We start from the raw sequence: 18,558 nt of genomic DNA on the forward strand, positions 1-18,558 counted from the left end.
CTCCCCGACGACCCGCGAAACCGCCGAGTCCGAGCCGCCGGTTAAGCCGGAAGGGGGCGCCCGCACCCGGACGCCCCCTCCTCGGTCACTCCACCAGCAGATCCTCGATCATGATCGGAATGCTCCGCACCCGGATCCCGGTCGCGTTGCACACCGCGTTCGCCACCGCGGCCGCCATGCCCACCGCGCCGATCTCGCCGACTCCGCGGGCTCCGACCGCGTTGTGCAGCGTGTCCGGGTACTCGACGAACTGCACGTCGATCTCCGGGATGTCGGCGTTGACCGGCAGCAGGTAGCTCGCGAAGTCCGCGTTCGCAGGACGTCCGCTCGGCTCCGTTTCCAGCCCCTCGTGCAGGGCCGCCGAAACGCCCCAGATCATGCCGCCGGACAGCTGGCTCCGCGCCTGCGTCGGGTTGATGATCCGGCCGCCGTCGAAGACACCCAGCATCCTCGACACCCGGACCTCGCGGGTCAGCCGGTGCACCCGGACCTCGCAGAACTGCGCGCCGAACGAGCTGAACGAATGCTTCGTCATCTCCTCGCCCGGAGCCGAGGAACCCCTGGCGGACAAGGATTCCCGGCCGATCGCGCGCAGCAGTTCGCCGAACGGCATGGTGCCGTTGTTGCCGTGCAGCAGCCCCTCGGCGTACGTGACGACCTCGCCCTCGAACGGCGCGCCCGGCTCGGCGGCGAGCGCCACCAGTTCGTCGAGCAGTTCGGTGGCCGCGAGCATGATCGCGGTGCCGGTGCTCGCCGTGGCGGTCGAGCCGCCGGACATGCCGCCCGGCGCGAACCGGGAGTCGCCCAAGTGCGGGGTGACGCGTTCCGGGTCGATGTCGAGGGATTCGGCCCCGATCGTGGCCAGCACGGTGAGCAGCCCGGTGCCCGGGTCGGCCCCGCCGGTGGACACGTCCGCGGTCCCGTCCGCGTTGAGCACGATCTCGACCGTCGCCGGGAAGCGCAGCCCCGGGAACATCGCGGTCGCCGTGCCCATGCCGACGAGCCAGTCCCCGTCGACGTGCCCGCGCGGCGACCGGTTCGCCCAGCCGAACCGCTGCGCCCCGACCTCGTAGCACTCGTCGAGATGCTTGCTCGACCACTGCAGATCGACGCCGGGGGGAGCCAGCGAACTGTTGCGCTTCCGCAGTTCGATCGGATCCATCTCCAGCGCGATCGCGAGTTCGTCGATCGCGCTTTCGAGCGCGAACGAACCCGACGCCTCCCCGGGCGCGCGCATGAACGTGCCCGGCGGGATGTGCAGCGGCACCATTTTCTGGCTGATCGACAGGTTCTGCGTCGAGTACCACTCGCGCGAGGTGCCGTGCGACGTCGGCTCCACGAAGGACCGGCTCATCGACGTGGCCGACCAGGAGTCGTGCTGCACCGCGATCAGCGTGCCGTCGCGGTCCGCGCCCAGTGCGATCTTCTGCACCGTGGCCGGCCGGTTCGCCGTCGCCGTGAACACCTGCTCGCGGGTGAGCGCGCACTTCACCGGACGGTCGAGCGCCTTGGCGGCGGCCGCGGCCAGCATCCCCGGAGCCGAGGTGCCCGCCTTGCCGCCGAACGCGCCGCCCACGTACGGGTTCACCGCGTGCACGGCCGACGGTTCGATGCCGAGCACCCCGGCCATTTCCATGGCCTGCAGATAACTGGCCTGGTTTCCGCTGTAAAGGGTGAGCTCGCCGCCGTCCCACTTCGCGACCGCCGAATGCGGCTCCATCGCGGCGTGGTTCTGCGTCGCGGTGCGGTAGGTCTCCGAAACGACGACCGCGCTCTCCGCCAGTGCGTCCGCGATGGACTCGACCCCGTCGGCGAGCACCTCGATCGACGGCGCGCTGCCCCGGCTTTCCGGTGCGTCCTCCGCGGTCGCGAGCCCGTCCTCCATCGACGTCAGCGCGGGCTTTTCCTGGTAGGAGACCTCGATCAGCCCCGCCGCGTCCCGTGCCTGTTCGAACGTCTCCGCGACGACCAGCCCGATCGGCTGCCCGTAGAACACCACGTCCCGGTCCTGCAGCGGGAGCCACAAATCGCCCATCAGCTGCGACTTGAACGGGTGCAGTTCGAGCGGGTCGAACGGGCTGTAGACGCTCACGACCCCGGGCGCGCTCTTCGCCGCGGTGACGTCCATCGCGGTGATCTCGCCGTGCGCGATCGTGCTGAGCACGATGTACCCGTACAGCATGCCCGGGAACGTGCGGTCCAGCGCGTAATCGGCCTGGCCGGTGACTTTCCGCGGACCGTCCAGCCGCGCACTCATGCCCGGCTCCCTTCGGTCAGTTCGAGCAGCGCGCGGACGATCGTCCGCTTCAGCAGCGAAGGTTTGAACACGTTGCCGGACAACGGCTTTGCCCCCTCGACGGCCACCGCGGCGGCAGCGGCGAAGGCTTCCTCGGTCAGCTCCGCGCCGCGCAGCGCCTCTTCCACGGCGGGCAGCCGCCACGGAACCGTCCCGACTCCGCCAGCCGCCACGCGGGCGTCGGCGATCTTCCCGTCGCGCACGTCGAGCGCGACCGCCGCCGAGCACAGCGCGAACTCGTACGACTGCCGGTCGCGGATCTTGACGTACGTCGAGTTCTCCGCCCAGTCGAGCCGCGGCACGCGCACCTCGGTGATCAGCTCGCCCGGACGCAGGTCGTGCTCGATCTCCGGGGTTTCGCCCGGCTGCCGGTAGAACTCGGTCAGCGGGACCGTCCGGGTGCCCTCGGCGCCGGCCAGCACGACCTCCGCGTCGAGCGCGACCAGCGCGACCGCGACATCGCTGGCGTGGGTGGCCACGCAGGAATCACTGGTGCCGAAGATCGCGTGCATCCGGTTGACGCCGGAAATCGCCGAACAGCCGCTGCCCGGAGCACGCCGGTTGCACGGCATCGCGACGTCCCGGAAGTACGAGCACCGGGTGCGCTGCATCAGGTTTCCGCCGATGCTGGCCATGTTCCGCAGCTGCTGCGACGCGCTGAGCAACAGCGCGCGCGAGATCGCCGGGTACACGCCGGGATGCGCGGCGATGTCGCCCATCCGCTCCAGCGCGCCGAAGCGCAGGCCGTCCGCGGTGTCGATGCCCCGCAGCGGAAGGTCGTTGATGTCCAGCACCTGCTGCGGGGTGAGAACGTCGAGCTTCATCAGATCGACCAGGGTGGTGCCGCCCGCAAGGTAGGTGCCCGCGCTGCCCAGCGCGTCCTCGACGGTGGCGGGTGCGGTGAGCTCAAACGGTCGCATCGGCCTGCCTCGCCTGCTCCACGGCGCGCACGATGTTCGGGTACGCCGAACAACGGCACAGATTTCCGGACATGAACTCGCGGACGTCGGACACGTCGTCGCGCACCGCGGCGACCGCCGACATCACCTGCCCGGACGTGCAGAACCCGCACTGCAGCGCGTCCTGGTCCACGAACGCCTGCTGCACCGGGTGCAGTTCGTCCTCGGCGGACAGTCCTTCGACGGTGGTGACGGGACCGCGCACGGCGGCCGCGAGCGTGAGGCAGGACAGCACCGGCTTGCCGTCGACGTGCACGGTGCAGGCGCCGCACTGACCGCGGTCGCAGCCCTTCTTCGGGCCGGTGATGCCGAGCCGCTCGCGCAGCGCGTCCAGGAGGGTCACTCCCGGATCGACGCCGAGCTCCTCGGTTGTTCCATTGACTTCAAGGGAAATGTCCACAGTAGGGTTCGCTTTCCCGCAGCCCGTCCGCGGCGGACGTCCTGCGGCGTGATGGTGGTGGTGACGGCCCTTCGGGAACGCGAGCCGCCGGAGGTTAAACCGGATATTCATCCGCTTGGCTCGCTTTGACCGAGGCTAGCGGATTAGAATCCGCTACGCAACGAAGTGGAGCTACTCCAGGTGACGCTGGAGCAGCTCCAGGTCAGGCAAGCGAAGCACCCCGGGAGGCGCGATGCCGGTGAGCCCGCGGCGGGCGGACACCCGGCGCAACCACGAACGGATCCTCGCGGTCGCGGCGGAAACCGTGAGCCGGGCAGGAGAAGTGTCGTTCAACGCGGTCGCCAAGGAGGCGGGCGTCGGTGTCGGCACGGTGTACCGGCACTTCCCCACGCCGGAGTCGCTGGTGCTGGCCGTCTACGAACGCGAGGTGAACCAGCTCGTCGAGATCGTGCCCGAATTGCTCGCCGAGTATTCCCCCGATCAGGCGCTGCGCGTCTGGATCGTGGACCACCTGGCGCACTACATGATGACGAAACGCGGGCTGGCCAACGCGTTGCGCGCGTCGCAGAGCGAACTGCCGACGCAGGCGTACGCGCGGATGCTCGACGCGCTCGACACCCTGCGCAAGGCGAACGCGGAGGCGGGCACGATCCGCCCGGACCTGAAGACGGAAACCCTGATGCGCGGTCTCGGCGGGCTGTTTTTCCTTACCCCGGAAGGAGATTGGAAGGCCGAGACGGAAGGGGTGGTGGACCTGGTGTGGCACGGGATGCGGCTGGACTGACCCCCGGCGTCAAGCCGCGGCGAGGGTTTCGACGATGGTCCTCGCGCTGGCTTTCGGGTATGCCGTCGGACCGTCACCACGAATTCCGGGGCATCGGCCTCGCGGTCGGCCGGATTCATGCCGATCAGGGCGGCGAGTGGCTCGAGCGCCGCTCCCACGCCAGCGGTCTCGAAAGTCTGGGCCAGGCGCGATCACTCCGAAGTGGACAGCACCTTCAGGTCGACCCCGGCCCGCTCGAAATGCCCCCGCGGATCCGGCACCAGCTTGCGCTTCTCCAGATCCATCAGCCCCAGCGTGCACTTGATCTCGGCCGACAGCGTCCCGTCCAGCTTGACGATGCGCGAGGTCATCCAGAACACCTTGCCGTCGCCGAACGAGGCGTCGCAGGTCACGTCCACCACGTCGCCGGCGCGCAGTTCCCGCCGGTACACGATGTTCGATTCGAGCAGCACCGGCGCGAGCCGCGATTCGTGCAGGGTGTTGCCGCCTGCCGCCTCGAAGACTTCCAGCCGCGAAACCTCGCCGTACGAGTGGTAGACGGCGTGGTTCAGGTGGCCCAGCGTGTCGAGTTCGTAGTGGCGCACCTTGATCCGGGTGCGGAACGGTTCGCGGTCGGTCACGAGGTCCAGGCTAGTTGTCGTAGAAGAGTTCCTCGACCACGGCGTGCGCGTGCCGCGTCACACGGCGGTAGGCGTCGAGGAACTCGCCGGGGTCGTCGTCCACCGAGTAGCCGAACACGCGCGCCACCGCGGCCAGGTCGCGGCCGGTGCCGGGCACCTCGTCCGCTGCCTTGCCGCGCACCAGCATCGTCGCGTTGCGCACGCGCGTGGCCAGCAGCCAGGCCTCGCGCAACGAGTCCACCGCCTCGGCCGACGCGAGGCCCGCTTCGGCCAAGGCGGTCAGCGCGTCGAGGGTCGACGTCGTCCGCAGGCCAGGCACCTCGTGCGCGTGTTGCAACTGCAGGAGCTGGACGGTCCACTCGACGTCGGCGAGACCGCCGCGGCCGAGTTTGGTGTGCCGGGTCGGGTCGGCGCCACGCGGGAGCCGTTCGGTCTCCACCCGCGCCTTGATCCGCCGGATCTCGCGCGCGTCCGTCGGGTCGAGCCCGCCTTCCGGATAGCGCAACGGGTCGATCATCTCGATGAACCGCTGGCCGAGCTCCTCGTCCCCGGCGACGAACCGGGCCCGCAGCAACGCCTGCGATTCCCACACCTCGCCCCAGCGCTGGTAGTACGCGCGGTACGACTCCAGCGTCCGCACGAGCGGCCCGCTGCGTCCTTCCGGCCGGAGATCCGCGTCGACCACCAGCGCCGGGTCCGCGCTCGGCGCGCCGAGGATCTTCCGCACCGTCTCTGCGACCGACGAGGCGAACCGCAGCGCTTCGGCGTCCGGAACCCCTTCCGCGGGCTCGCAGACGAAGAGCACGTCGGCGTCCGAGCCGTAGCCCAGTTCCGCCCCGCCGAGCCGTCCCATGCCGATGACCGCGATCGTCGCCGGAGTACGCCCCAGCTCAGCCTGCCGTTGCCGGTAAGCCGCCGACAGCGCTCCCTGCAACACCGCGACCCACACGCTCGACAGCGCCTCGCAGACCGACGGAACATCCAGCAGTCCCAACAAATCCGCGCACGCGACGCGAAGCAACTCATGCCGACGCAGCGACCGAGCAGCGGTGACCGCCGCGCTCAGCCCAGGCTGACGACGTACGGCGGCCCGAAGCGACGTCGCCACTTCGGCGGGCGTACGTCCGGTCAACCGAGCCGGATCTCCCAGCAGCTGCAGCACTTCCGGCGCGCGGACGAGCAGGTCCGGAACCAGGTTCGACGTGCCGAGCAGGAAAGCGAGCCGCTCGACGACAGTGCCCTCGTCACGCAGCACCCGCAGGTACCACGGCGTGTCCTGAAGCGCCTCGGACACCTTGCGATACGAGAGCAGCCCACCGTCCGGATCCGGCGTGTCAGCGAGGCAATCGAGCAACACCGGAAGCAGCGCCTGCTGAATCGCCGCGCGCCGCGACACCCCGGCGGTCAACGCCTTGATGTGCTGCAACGCCCCTTCCGGCGCGGCATACCCGAGCGCGGCGAGCCGGCTGGCTGCCTGTTTCGTGGTGAGCCGCAACGCTTCCGTCGGCACATTCGCCACCGACTGCAGCAGCGGACGGTAGAAGACCTTCTCGTGCAGCCGCCGAATCCCCTGCGCGTGCCGGCGGAACTCGGCGAGCAGCGCCTCGCCCTGACTGCGTCCGCGCACCGGCCGAATCCCGCAGGCACGGGCGAGAATCCGCAGCTCATCGGTGTCCGACGCGGCCGGGAACAGGTGCGTCCGCCGCAACCGGCGCAACTGCAGCCGGTGCTCGACGGTGCGCAGGAACTCGTACGACGAGCTCATCTCCGCGGCGTCCGCGCGGCCGACGTACCCGCCGTCGCCCAGCGCGGCCAATGCGTCCAAAGTGGACGATGAACGCAGCGCGGGATCGACCCGGCCGTGCACGAGCTGCAGCAGCTGCACGGCGAACTCGACGTCGCGCAGGCCGCCGCGGCCCAGCTTCAGCTCGCGTTCGAGATGCTCCGACGCGACGTGGTCCTCCACCCGCCGGCGCATCTGCTGGACCTCGGTCACGAAGTTCTCGCGGTCCGCGGCCGACCACACCATCGGCGCGACCATCTCCGCGTACTGGCGGCCCAGCTCGGCGTCACCCGCCACCGGACGCGCCTTCAGCAAAGCCTGGAACTCCCAGGTCTTCGCCCACTTCTGGTAGTACGCGGTGTGCCCTTCGAGCGTGCGCACCAGCGCTCCGCTCTTGCCTTCCGGCCGCAACGCCGCGTCGACCTCGAAGCACGCGTTGCCGACCAGCCGCATCATCGTGCTGGCCAGCCGGGTCGCGACGCCGAGGTCGCCGGCCCCGACGAAGATGACGTCGACGTCGCTCACGTAGTTCAGCTCGCGGCCGCCGGTCTTGCCCATCGCGATCACCGCGAGCGTGCCTTCGGCGGACGCACCGACCTCCTGCTCGGCGACGACGAGCCCGGCCTGCAACGAAGCCTCGGCGAGAGTGGTCAGCTCGCTGGCCACGTCCCGGAACTCCGGATGTTCCAGCCCGGGTTCGACGAGGTGGCCGAGGTCAGCGGCGGCGATGCCGAGCAGCAACCCGCGGTAACCGGCCCGCAGCTCGGATTCGGCGGCGGTCCCGGTGAGGTACGTCCCGTCGTCCTGGCGGACCCGCTCGAGCAGCCGCTCCGCGAACTTCGCCGGGTCGGTGCACCGGTTGTCCGCGAGACACCGCCACTCGCCCGGATTGGCGACGAGAAAATCCGCCAATGCGGTGGAGGTGCCGAGCACGCCCAGTAGCCGACCGCGGAACGTGCGGTTCTCGCGGAGCGTGCTGTCCAGCTCAGGCCAGCCGGGTTCGTCGGCCTCGCGAATGCGGTCGAGACCGGCCAGCGCGAGATCCGGATCCGCGGCACGGGAAAGGGCGAGGAGGACGTCGGTGGCACCGTCGGCGGGTCCGCCTTCGGTCCACCAGCCCGCGGCGCGCAGTTGACCGTCGGCCCGGGTGTCAGTGAAGCCGTACCTGGCCGCCGAAGCTGTGGTCCGCGCGCGCTCTGCCATCGCTCACACCGTAGCCGGACCCGGGGCGGTTCAGGCAGCCAGGCGGTCCGGTTCGGTGTCGACAGCGGAGGGTTCGGGGACCTGGAAGCTGTGTGCGGTGACGGGTTTGCGCCGGGAAAGGAGGTAAATCCCGGCCGCGAAGAGAATCCCGGCGACGCCGACCGCGATCGTCCCGGCCTCGCCGAGCGAGGCGATCTTGCCCGCTGCGGCACCGACGATCGCCGCCGCGGGCAGCGTGAACAGCCACGCGAGCACCATCCGGCCCGCCATCCGCCAGCGCACCGGAGCCTCGCGACGGCCGACGCCGGAGCCGATGATGCCGCCCGAGCAGACGTGCGTGGTCGACAGCGGGAAACCGAGGTGCGAGGACAGCAGGATCACGACAGCGCTGCTGGTCTGCGCGGAAAAGCCCTGCGGGCCTTCGATGTCGGTGAGGCCCTTGCCGAGGGTGTGGGTGATGCGCCAGCCGCCGAGATACGTGCCGAGCGCGAGCGCGGACGCCGCACTGATGATCACCCACACGGGCGGCGCGGACCCGGCGGGGAGACTGCCGGCCGCTACGAGGGTCAGGGTGATGACACCCATGGTTTTCTGCGCGTCGTTGGTGCCGTGCGCGAGCGAGACCAGCGACGCGGAGACGATCTGCCCGACTCGGAAACCCCGGCCGCCGCGCTTGCGCACCAGGAACCGGTAGACGAAGTACGTGACCGCGGCCGCCGCCACTCCCGCGATGATCGGCGACGCCGCGGCCGGGACGAGCACCTTGTCCACGATCTTGGCGAAGTGGACGGAGTCCGCGCCCGCGGACACCCAGGTCGCGCCGATCAAGCCGCCGAACAGCGCGTGCGACGAACTCGACGGCAGGCCGACGTACCAGGTGAAGAGGTTCCAGACGATCGCCCCGATGAGCCCGCCGAACACGATGGCGGGCCCGATCCTCGTCTCGTCGACGAGACCGCTGGAAATCGTTTTCGCGACCTCGACCGACAGGAACGCGCCGGCCAGGTTCAGCACCGCGGAGATCGCGACGGCGACGCGGGGCCGGAGTGCTCCGGTGGCGATCGAGGTCGCCATCGCGTTCGCCGTGTCGTGGAAGCCGTTGGTGAAATCGAAAACCAGCGCCGTGCAGATCACGACGACAACGAGCAGCGAGGGGTCCACCCCGACCTCCGAACCCTACGGAAATACCTCTCGCAAGGTACCTGACCGTTTGGGTGAACCGTTAACTCGCCGTAAGTGATTCCGACGTCATCCGTTAAGCGAGCGGCAACTGGCGTTGACTTTCCGGAGCCGCCTCCAGCCGACCGGCGGCCAACTGGACGAACCGGTGCGCGAACGGACGCCACGTCTCGGCGATGTCCGCGTGCGCAGAGATCAGGCTCTCCTCCTCCAGCGCGCCCGGACGGGTGAGTTCCGCCATTTCCGGTGCTGCCTCGGCCCAGGCGCGGACGACGTCCGGCGTGGTCTCGATGTGGAACTGGACACCGTAGACACAACGGTTCATCCGGTACGCCTGGTGCGGGTACTTCGGAGTGGACGCGAGCAGCTCGGCGCTCTGCGGCAGGACAGTGATGACGTCGCCGTGGAACTGCAGGACGTCCGGGAGGAAGGGCATGTCCGCGAAGAGCGGATCGACCCACGCGGCGTCCTTCTTGGACACGAGCCCCGGCCCGACCTCGGGACCGGACTCGCCCTTCGCGACCTGCCCGCCGGTCGCGACGGCGAGCAGCTGCGAACCGAGACAGATCCCGAGCGTCGGCAAGGCATGCCCCGCCGCGGTGGCGAGCAGCTTCCGGACGTCGGCGAGCCAAGGGTGCTTCGCGTCGTCGAGCGCGCCCATGCCGCCGCCGAGACAGATCAACCCGTCGTACCCGTCGAGGCTCGAGGGCAACTCCTGCTCCGGCGGCAGCCGCACGTCGAGTTCCGCGCCGGCCTCGGTGAGCCACTCCCCGAGCGGGCCGATGGGATCGCTGGCGTCGGGCTGGATGATGAGCAGACGAGTCACGGCGTCCAGGGTACGGGCTCTCCGGCCTCCGTCGGATAGCCGTGGGCGAGCCAGGTCGTGATGCCGCCGGAGAGCCGTTTCACCGTGAAGCCGAGCTGCGCGAGCCGGTACGCGCCCTGGGTGGCGGCGTTGCAGTAGATGCTCTCGCAGTAGCAGACATAGACGAGATTCCGGTCGAGGTCACGGGTGCTTTCCTCGGTCATTTCCCGGTACGGCAAGCAGATCGCGCCGGGCAGGTGAGCTTCGGCGTACGCGCCCGGGCTGCGGGTTTCGACGAGGACGTAACCGTCGGTGCGTCCGTCGGCGAGGTCCTGGGCGAGGTCGACCGGGTCGACCTCGAAGGCGAGCTCCCGCCCGAAGTACTCGACGGCGTTGGCGGCTTCGCGGGGAAGGGAGAGGATGCGCGGTTTCACACTGATGATCCTCCCGTTCCGGTCCTGATGCGGGACAGGGGAAGATCCAGGTGTTCCGCCGTCCTCACCAGGGTTTTCCGGGTCTGGACGGCAGTTGGCCTTGAGTTTCTGAGAGGGTGCCGCCGATGGACCTGGACGACGTTGACCGGCACCTGCTGGAGCTGCTCCAGTCCGACGGCCGCCTGACGTTCTCGGAACTCGGCCGCCGGGTCTCGCTGTCCGCCCCCGCCGTGACGGAACGAGTGCGCCGGCTGGAACAGCGCGGGGTGATCACCGGCTACGCTGCACGCGTCGATCCGGAGAAACTGGGCCGCCCGATCCAGGCGATCGTCCGGGTTCGCGTGCGGAGCCTGGACGGCCCGCGCTTCCACGAGACGATCCTTCCGCTGCCGGAGATCACGGACGCCGATCACGTCACCGGTGACGAGTGCTGGCAGCTCCGCGTGCACTGCCGTACGACAGCCGAGCTGGAGCGTTTTGTGGAACAGGCACAGCGCTACGGCGAGACGACGACCTCGCTGGTGTTCTCGTCTCCCGTCCGAGGCCGCGGGCTACCGCTGTGACCCGGACATGACGAAGGCCCGGTTCCCCGTGGGGGTTCCGGGCCTCGTACTTGTCCGTGAAAATGAGTCTGGGCCCCGGGAAAACCCTCTTCGGGTTCTCGACCGGGGCCCAGACTGTCAGGTTAAGTTCGGCGGTGTCCTACTCTCCCACAACCCTTCGGTTGCAGTACCATCGGCGCAGTCAGGCTTAGCTTCCGGGTTCGGAATGGGACCGGGCGTTTCCCTGACGCTAAAACCACCGAAACACTCCGAAACAACACACACCCACCCCCCGAGGGGTGACCGGTGTGGTGTTTCAGAACCGTAGAGTGGATGCGAGCGATCTTTGTGGGCAAGTCCTCGGCCTATTAGTACCAGTCAACTCGACAACACATTACTGTGCTTCCATTTCTGGCCTATCAACCCAATCGTCTCTTGGGGGCCTTAACCCACAAAGGGGTGGGATACCTCATCTTGGAACAGGCTTCCCGCTTAGATGCCTTCAGCGGTTATCCCTTCCGAACATAGCCAACCAGCCATGCCACTGGCGTGACAACTGGCACACCAGAGGTCCGTCCGTCCCGGTCCTCTCGTACTAGGGACAGCCTTCCTCAAGTATCCTGCGCGCGCGGCGGATAGGGACCGAACTGTCTCACGACGTTCTAAACCCAGCTCGCGTGCCGCTTTAATGGGCGAACAGCCCAACCCTTGGGACCTACTCCGGCCCCAGGATGCGACGAGCCGACATCGAGGTGCCAAACCATGCCGTCGATATGGACTCTTGGGCAAGATCAGCCTGTTATCCCCGGGGTACCTTTTATCCGTTGAGCGACACCCCTTCCACCAGGAGGTGCCGGATCACTAGTCCCGACTTTCGTCCCTGCTCGACATGTCTGTCTCACAGTCAAGCTCCCTTGTGCACTTGCACTCGACACCTGATTGCCAACCAGGCTGAGGGAACCTTTGGGCGCCTCCGTTACCCTTTAGGAGGCAACCGCCCCAGTTAAACTACCCATCAGGCACTGTCCCTGAACCAGATCATGGTCCGAGGTTCAGATTCCCAATCCGACCAGAGTGGTATTTCAACAACGACTCCACACCCACTAGCGTGAGCGCTTCACAGTCTCCCACCTATCCTACACAAGCCGAACCGAAAACCAATACCAAACTATAGTAAAGGTCCCGGGGTCTTTCCGTCCTGCCGCGCGTAACGAGCATCTTTACTCGTAATGCAATTTCGCCGGGCCTGTGGTCGAGACAGCCGGAAAGTCGTTACGCCATTCGTGCAGGTCGGAACTTACCCGACAAGGAATTTCGCTACCTTAGGATGGTTATAGTTACCACCGCCGTTTACTGGCGCTTAAATTCTCAGCTTCACCCACAAAGTGGGTTAACCGGTCCTCTTAACGTTCCAGCACCGGGCAGGCGTCAGTCCATATACATCGTCTTGCGACTTCGCATGGACCTGTGTTTTTAGTAAACAGTCGCTTTCCGCTGGTCTCTGCGGCCAACCACCCCTCCGTCCGCAAGGGACTTCAAGATGCTTGGCCCCCCTTCTCCCGAAGTTACGGGGGCATTTTGCCGAGTTCCTTAACCACAGTTCACCCGATCGCCTTGGTATTCTCTACCTGACCACCTGTGTTGGTTTGGGGTACGGGCCGTGCATGCACTCACTAGAGGCTTTTCTCGACAGCATAGGATCACCCACTTCGCCTCAAACGGCTACGCATCACGTCTCAGCCTATATGCCATGCGGATTTGCCTACATGACGGCCTACACGCTTACACCAGGACAACCATCGCCTGGCGGAGCTACCTTCCTGCGTCACCCCATCGCTTGACTACTACGGAATCAGGTCCCACGCTCCACACACGGAATCCGTCCGAAGACTTCAACCGCGGCTTCGGGTGGTTAGTGTCAACCGCCTCGCCATGGGCGCACATGCTCGGGTACGGGAATATCAACCCGTTGTCCATCGACTACGCCTGTCGGCCTCGCCTTAGGTCCCGACTTACCCTGGGCGGATTAGCCTGGCCCAGGAACCCTTGGTCATCCGGCGGCAGAGTTTCTCACTCTGCATTCGCTACTCATGCCTGCATTCTCACTCCCGCACCCTCCACGACTCGCTTCCGCGGCCGCTTCCCTGGATGCAGGACGCTCCCCTACCCATCCACACCACTGCACAAGAACCCGAAAGCTCTTGCGGATGTATTGTGTGAATGACACAGCTTCGGCGGTGTGCTTAAGCCCCGCTACATTGTCGGCGCAGGACCACTTGACCAGTGAGCTATTACGCACTCTTTCAAGGGTGGCTGCTTCTAAGCCAACCTCCTGGTTGTCTGGGCAATCCCACATCCTTTCCCACTGAGCACACACTTAGGGGCCTTAGCTGGTGTTCTGGGCTGTTTCCCTCTCGACGACGAAGCTTATCCCCCGCCGTCTCACTGCCGCGCTCTCACTAACCGGTATTCGGAGTTTGGTTGATTTCGGTAACCCGGTAAGGCCCCTAGACCATCCAGTAGCTCTACCCCCGGCAAGAAACACGCGACGCTGCACCTAAATGCATTTCGGGGAGAACCAGCTATCACGGAGTTTGATTGGCCTTTCACCCCTACCCACAGCTCATCCCCTCAGTTTTCAACCTAAGTGGGTTCGGGCCTCCACGACGTCTTACCGTCGCTTCACCCTGGCCATGGGTAGATCACTCCGCTTCGGGTCTAGACCACGCGACTCAATCGCCCTATTCAGACTCGCTTTCGCTACGGCTACCCCACCCGGGTTAACCTCGCCACGCAGCACTAACTCGCAGGCTCATTCTTCAAAAGGCACGCCATCACGCCGAAACGCTCTGACGGCTTGTAGGCACACGGTTTCAGGTACTCTTTCACTCCCCTCCCGGGGTACTTTTCATCTTTCCCTCACGGTACTCGTCCGCTATCGGTCTTCAGGAAGTATTTAGGCTTACCGGGTGGTCCCGGCAGATTCACAGCAAATTCCACGAGCTCGCTGCTACTCGGGAACACCAGACAAACACACGCAACATGTTTTCGCGTACGGGACTCTCACCCACTCCGGTCCGCCATCCCAAGCGGTTCCACTAACACGCGCGCACATTCCGAGGACTGTCAGATCCTCGACGCTGGGTCCCACAACACCGCCTGCACAACGCCTGACAGCTTGATATGCAAACGGTTTAGCCTCTTCCGCTTTCGCTCGCCACTACTCACGGAATCACTTTTGTTTTCTCTTCCTGCGGGTACTGAGATGTTTCACTTCCCCGCGTTCCCTCCGCGCCGGCTATATATTCACCGGCGGGTAACACCACATCACTGGTGCTGGGTTTCCCCATTCGGAAATCCTCGGATCACAGCTCGGTTGACAGCTCCCCGAGGCATATCGCAGCCTCCCACGTCCTTCATCGGCTCCTGAAGCCAAGACATCCACCATGTGCCCTTAACAACTTGACCACAAAGATGCTCGCATCCACTCTACAGTTCTCAAACACCACACCAGAAACAACGTGTGTTGCCTCAGGACCCAACAGCGTGCTGAGTGAACAAGAACCCGCCCGGATCCGCGGCCGCCGTTCCACGCGAAGCCGAAGCCCCGCAGTACTAAGTCGGCGGCATCACCACCGCGAGAACCCATAACCAGTAGTTCCACAATTCCTTGAGCAACCAGAACAGACCTGCATTCGAGGCCTAAGCTCCGGCCACTCCCAGCACGATGACTGGGATGTGTTGTGCTCCTTAGAAAGGAGGTGATCCAGCCGCACCTTCCGGTACGGCTACCTTGTTACGACTTCGTCCCAATCGCCAGTCCCACCTTCGACCACTCCCTCCCTTGCGGGTTGGGCCATGGGCTTCGGGTGTTACCGACTTTCATGACGTGACGGGCGGTGTGTACAAGGCCCGGGAACGTATTCACCGCAGCGTTGCTGATCTGCGATTACTAGCGACTCCGACTTCACGCAGTCGAGTTGCAGACTGCGATCCGAACTGAGACCGGCTTTAAGGGATTCGCTCCACCTCGCGGTATCGCAGCCCTCTGTACCAGCCATTGTAGCATGTGTGAAGCCCTGGACATAAGGGGCATGATGACTTGACGTCATCCCCACCTTCCTCCGAGTTGACCCCGGCAGTCTCCCACGAGTCCCCGCCATGACGCGCTGGCAACGTAGGATAAGGGTTGCGCTCGTTGCGGGACTTAACCCAACATCTCACGACACGAGCTGACGACAGCCATGCACCACCTGTACACCAACCACAAGGGAAGCCCCATCTCTGGGGATGTCTGGCGCATGTCAAGCCCAGGTAAGGTTCTTCGCGTTGCATCGAATTAATCCACATGCTCCGCCGCTTGTGCGGGCCCCCGTCAATTCCTTTGAGTTTTAGCCTTGCGGCCGTACTCCCCAGGCGGGGCGCTTAATGCGTTAGCTACGGCACGGACAACGTGGAATGTCGCCCACACCTAGCGCCCAACGTTTACAGCGTGGACTACCAGGGTATCTAATCCTGTTCGCTCCCCACGCTTTCGCTCCTCAGCGTCAGTATCGGCCCAGAGACCCGCCTTCGCCACCGGTGTTCCTCCTGATATCTGCGCATTTCACCGCTACACCAGGAATTCCAGTCTCCCCTGCCGAACTCAAGTCTGCCCGTATCGACTGCACGCTGAAGGTTAAGCCTCCAGATTTCACAGCCGACGCGACAAACCGCCTACGAGCTCTTTACGCCCAATAATTCCGGACAACGCTCGCACCCTACGTATTACCGCGGCTGCTGGCACGTAGTTAGCCGGTGCTTCTTATCCAGGTACCGTCACTTGCGCTTCGTCCCTGGCGAAAGAGGTTTACAACCCGAAGGCCGTCATCCCTCACGCGGCGTCGCTGCATCAGGCTTGCGCCCATTGTGCAATATTCCCCACTGCTGCCTCCCGTAGGAGTCTGGGCCGTGTCTCAGTCCCAGTGTGGCCGGTCACCCTCTCAGGCCGGCTACCCGTCGTCGCCTTGGTAGGCCATTACCCCACCAACAAGCTGATAGGCCGCGGGTTCATCCCATACCGCCGGAACTTTCCACCCCCGAAGATGCCTCCGAGAGTCGTATCCGGTATTAGACCCAGTTTCCCAGGCTTATCCCAGAGTACAGGGCAGATTACCCACGTGTTACTCACCCGTTCGCCACTCATCCCCGGCCGAAACCGGTTCAGCGTTCGACTTGCATGTGTTAAGCACGCCGCCAGCGTTCGTCCTGAGCCAGGATCAAACTCTCCAACAATGAACAGTTCGATCGAGACTACTTCTCAATCATTTCTCAAAGGAAACCCCGACGAGGGGGTTTCATATAAGCTCTACTGGCTTAGTTCACTAGCACACTGTTGAGTTCTCAAGCAACACACCCCGAACCAGCCCCGGAATCAACCAGGCCAAGCTCGATGCGTTATTTCAAGCTTTTGGTCGAGCATGCCGGTACCTACAAGGCTAGTCGTAGGGAGTCGGCGACCGCTCGTGGGCCGACGCTGAACATTACCTGGTCCGTTTCGCGGTGTCAACCCGCTCAGCCCTGGCTCCTGGTCGGTGAGGCTTTCGGCCCCGCCGGCCCGGTGTTCCTGGCGACGAAGAGAAGATTACATGCCTTCCAACCACCCGAAAACAGGGGGGTCACTTAACGGCATCGAGCCTGGTCAGAGGGTTGCCAGCAGGCTGATTCGACCGCTTCGAGGGCCGCGGACCGCGCTCGGAAGGGTCCCGGAAAGGCCCCGAGTGACCCAGGTCTCCCCCGTCGGGCGAGCCTCCTGCTGCCGAAGACCTCCGAACCAGACCCGATTCAGCAGGTCAGCGCCCTGCCCGCCCACCGCGGCGCAAGCCAGCTCGCCGGAAAAGCAAGCCGCCGGCCAGTGCAAGGGCACTGACCGGCGGCCGCCACAAACCTTCACCCGCTCCGGGCAACCCCAACCGGATTACCCGGGCAGCTTCGGCAGATACCGGGGCGGAACCCGGACCGGCGCGACCCGCATGTAGTCCGCGGCCAGCGCGAGCATCTTGCCGTCCGTCCACTGTCCGCCCATGAACGAAATCCCCACCGGAAGCGGTCCGACCGAACCGGCCGGGACCGTCACGTCCGGGTAGCCCGCCACCGCGGCCGGCGTCGAGGACGGGATCACGTCGTTGTCGCCGACCTTGCAGTCCGTCTTCCAGGCCGGCGGGTTCGTCGGCGACGCGATCGCGTCCAGGTCGTACTTCACGAGGGTCTCGTCCAGCGACCGGCGCGACAGGTCGGTCAGCTCCGCGCGGTTCTTCAGATAGGTCGGATCCTGCGGGCCGGGTGCGGCGAGCGCCTGTTCGAACAGCTCCTGACCAGCGAAGCAGGTGCGTTCCAGCGGGTCGGCGCGGTTGTACGCGATGAGGTCCGCCAGGTTCCGCGGGCCGGTGGGCCGCGTGGCGAGGTACGCGTCGATGTCGCGGTGGAACTCGGTCAGCAGCGCCGGGAACTCCAGCTCGGAGAGCCGGTCCTGGTACGGCAGCGTCACCTCGACGACCGTCGCGCCCGCGCGTTCCAGCGAAGCCTTCGTCTTGCTGACCACGGCGTCCGTGTCCGGGCCGAGCACCGGCAGCCGCCACAGGCCGATCCGGGCGCCGCGCAGGACGCCGGGACGGAGAAGTCTCGCGTAGTCGGTCGGCTGGGTCGACGGGTAGCGCAGGGTGGCCGGGTCGGACGGGTCGCGGCCCTGCAGCACCGAGAGCGTCAACGCGGTGTCGACGACGTTGCGCGCGATGGGTCCCGCCGTGTCCTGCTCCGCGGAGATCGGGACGACGCCGGTGCGGCTGACGAGCCCGAGACTCGGTTTGTGCCCGACGGTCGCGGTCATCCCGGCCGGGCACACGATCGACCCGTCGGTCTCGCTGCCGATCGCGACCTGGGCGAGCGACGCGGCGACGCCCGCCGCGGATCCGGCGGAAGAACCGCACGGGTTGTGGTCCAGGACGTACGGGTTGTTGGTCTGGCCGCCGACGCCGGACCAGCCGGAAGTCGGCTTCGCGGCGCGGAAGTTGGCCCATTCCGACAGGTTCGCCTTGCCGAGGATCACCGCGCCCGCGTCGCGCAGCCGGGTGATCAGCGTGGCGTCCTTGGCCGGACGGCTGCGCAGCGCGCGCGAACCGGCGGTGGTCTGCTGGTCGTGGGTGTCGACGTTGTCCTTGACCAGCACCGGGATCCCGTCGAGCGGACCGCGGGTGCGGCCGGTCCGGTGCCGGACGTCGCTGGCCGCGGCTTGCGCGAGCGCCGCCGGGTTGAGCGCGAGGACGGCGTTGACCTTCGGGTCCAGCACCCGGATCCGGGCGAGATACGCGCTGGTCAGCCGGGTCGCGGTGAGCTGCCCGGCCGCCATCCGGTGCTGCAGCGACGGGATGTCGGCGCGGTCGAGGTCGAAGTGCAGCTCGGCCGGGTCCGCGTGGTCAGTCTCCATCGCGACCGCCGGCGGCGCGGTGGCCAAGCCCGCCGCCGCGACCAGTGCGGCGAGTACGGCGGGCAGTCTTTTTCCCATGTTCCGATGCCTC

The 18,558-nt window shown here is 66.2% G+C and carries 11 protein-coding genes and 3 rRNA genes; 2 read left to right on the plus strand and 12 right to left on the minus strand.

Going from position 1 to position 18,558, the window contains the following annotated elements; genetic code table 11:
• Positions 1–85 precede the first annotated feature (85 nt).
• From FKO37_RS43970 to FKO37_RS43980, 3 genes are read right to left on the minus strand one after another with little or no spacing between them, the layout of a single operon-like run.
• Positions 86–2,257, minus strand: a complete 2,172-nt coding sequence (locus tag FKO37_RS43970) for a xanthine dehydrogenase family protein molybdopterin-binding subunit (RefSeq protein WP_037818253.1) — start codon at positions 2,255–2,257, stop codon at positions 86–88.
• Positions 2,254–3,216 carry a xanthine dehydrogenase family protein subunit M gene (locus FKO37_RS43975; protein WP_134669751.1) on the minus strand — a complete coding sequence of 321 codons (963 nt, stop codon included), beginning with the start codon at positions 3,214–3,216 and terminating at the stop codon, positions 2,254–2,256. Before FKO37_RS43975 ends, FKO37_RS43970 begins: the two co-directional genes overlap by 4 nt.
• The gene (locus FKO37_RS43980; protein ID WP_037818251.1) at positions 3,203–3,655 is read right to left on the minus strand and encodes a (2Fe-2S)-binding protein; all 453 of its coding nucleotides are present in this window, start codon (positions 3,653–3,655) and stop codon (positions 3,203–3,205) included. Before FKO37_RS43980 ends, FKO37_RS43975 begins: the two co-directional genes overlap by 14 nt.
• Positions 3,656–3,887: 232 nt before the next feature.
• Here FKO37_RS43980 and FKO37_RS43985 point away from each other — a divergent pair, with 232 nt between their 5' ends.
• Positions 3,888–4,439: a TetR/AcrR family transcriptional regulator gene (locus tag FKO37_RS43985; RefSeq protein WP_134732842.1), complete on the plus strand. Its 552-nt coding sequence runs from the start codon at positions 3,888–3,890 to the stop codon at positions 4,437–4,439.
• 191 nt (positions 4,440–4,630) lie between these two features.
• On the opposite strand, the gene FKO37_RS43990 is transcribed toward FKO37_RS43985, so the two are convergent.
• The 5 genes from FKO37_RS43990 to FKO37_RS44010 all read right to left on the minus strand — a co-directional run bounded on the left by FKO37_RS43990 (position 4,631) and on the right by FKO37_RS44010 (position 10,463).
• A complete protein-coding gene (locus FKO37_RS43990) occupies positions 4,631–5,059 on the minus strand; it encodes a thioesterase family protein (protein WP_134669755.1) in 429 nt (142 codons plus the stop codon).
• Between the two features lie 10 nt (positions 5,060–5,069).
• Positions 5,070–8,045, minus strand: a complete 2,976-nt coding sequence (locus tag FKO37_RS43995; RefSeq protein WP_238608452.1) for a bifunctional [glutamine synthetase] adenylyltransferase/[glutamine synthetase]-adenylyl-L-tyrosine phosphorylase — start codon at positions 8,043–8,045, stop codon at positions 5,070–5,072.
• 30 nt (positions 8,046–8,075) lie between these two features.
• Positions 8,076–9,206, minus strand: a complete 1,131-nt coding sequence (locus tag FKO37_RS44000; RefSeq protein ID WP_238608453.1) for an inorganic phosphate transporter — start codon at positions 9,204–9,206, stop codon at positions 8,076–8,078.
• Between the two features lie 94 nt (positions 9,207–9,300).
• Positions 9,301–10,050, minus strand: a complete 750-nt coding sequence (locus FKO37_RS44005) for a type 1 glutamine amidotransferase (protein WP_037818246.1) — start codon at positions 10,048–10,050, stop codon at positions 9,301–9,303.
• Positions 10,047–10,463: a rhodanese-like domain-containing protein gene (locus FKO37_RS44010; RefSeq protein WP_238608454.1), complete on the minus strand. Its 417-nt coding sequence runs from the start codon at positions 10,461–10,463 to the stop codon at positions 10,047–10,049. Before FKO37_RS44010 ends, FKO37_RS44005 begins: the two co-directional genes overlap by 4 nt.
• A gap of 125 nt (positions 10,464–10,588) precedes the next feature.
• On the opposite strand from FKO37_RS44010, the gene FKO37_RS44015 reads away from it, so the two are divergent.
• A complete protein-coding gene (locus FKO37_RS44015; protein ID WP_238608455.1) occupies positions 10,589–11,026 on the plus strand; it encodes an Lrp/AsnC family transcriptional regulator in 438 nt (145 codons plus the stop codon).
• Positions 11,027–11,152: 126 nt separating this feature from the next.
• Here FKO37_RS44015 and rrf read toward each other — a convergent pair.
• From rrf to FKO37_RS44035, 4 genes are all read right to left on the minus strand, one after another.
• Positions 11,153–11,269: ribosomal RNA gene (rrf, locus tag FKO37_RS44020) — 5S ribosomal RNA — on the minus strand.
• An 84-nt stretch (positions 11,270–11,353) separates the two neighbouring features.
• Positions 11,354–14,473: ribosomal RNA gene (locus FKO37_RS44025) — 23S ribosomal RNA — on the minus strand.
• 286 nt (positions 14,474–14,759) lie between these two features.
• A 16S ribosomal RNA gene (locus FKO37_RS44030) occupies positions 14,760–16,279 on the minus strand.
• Together the 16S, 23S and 5S rRNA genes form the textbook arrangement of a ribosomal RNA operon.
• 682 nt (positions 16,280–16,961) lie before the next feature.
• Positions 16,962–18,545, minus strand: coding sequence for an amidase (locus FKO37_RS44035; protein ID WP_238608456.1), 1,584 nt, complete (start codon positions 18,543–18,545; stop codon positions 16,962–16,964).
• Positions 18,546–18,558: the final 13 nt, after the last annotated feature.

Source organism: Amycolatopsis sp. Poz14 (genome assembly GCF_006704225.1).
Taxonomy (GTDB): Bacteria; Actinomycetota; Actinomycetes; order Mycobacteriales; family Pseudonocardiaceae; genus Amycolatopsis; species Amycolatopsis nivea.

Bases quoted from the DNA above. Each gene is read 5' to 3' on its own strand.
- FKO37_RS43970 (WP_037818253.1), bottom strand. From the start codon at position 2,257: ATGAGTGCGCGGCTGGACGGTCCGCGGAAAGTCACCGGCCAGGCCGAT.
- FKO37_RS43975 (WP_134669751.1), bottom strand. From the start codon at position 3,216: ATGCGACCGTTTGAGCTCACCGCACCCGCCACCGTCGAGGACGCGCTG.
- FKO37_RS43985 (WP_134732842.1), top strand. From the start codon at position 3,888: ATGCCGGTGAGCCCGCGGCGGGCGGACACCCGGCGCAACCACGAACGG.
- FKO37_RS43995 (WP_238608452.1), bottom strand. From the start codon at position 8,045: ATGGCAGAGCGCGCGCGGACCACAGCTTCGGCGGCCAGGTACGGCTTC.
- FKO37_RS44015 (WP_238608455.1), top strand. From the start codon at position 10,589: ATGGACCTGGACGACGTTGACCGGCACCTGCTGGAGCTGCTCCAGTCC.
- FKO37_RS44035 (WP_238608456.1), bottom strand. From the start codon at position 18,545: ATGGGAAAAAGACTGCCCGCCGTACTCGCCGCACTGGTCGCGGCGGCG.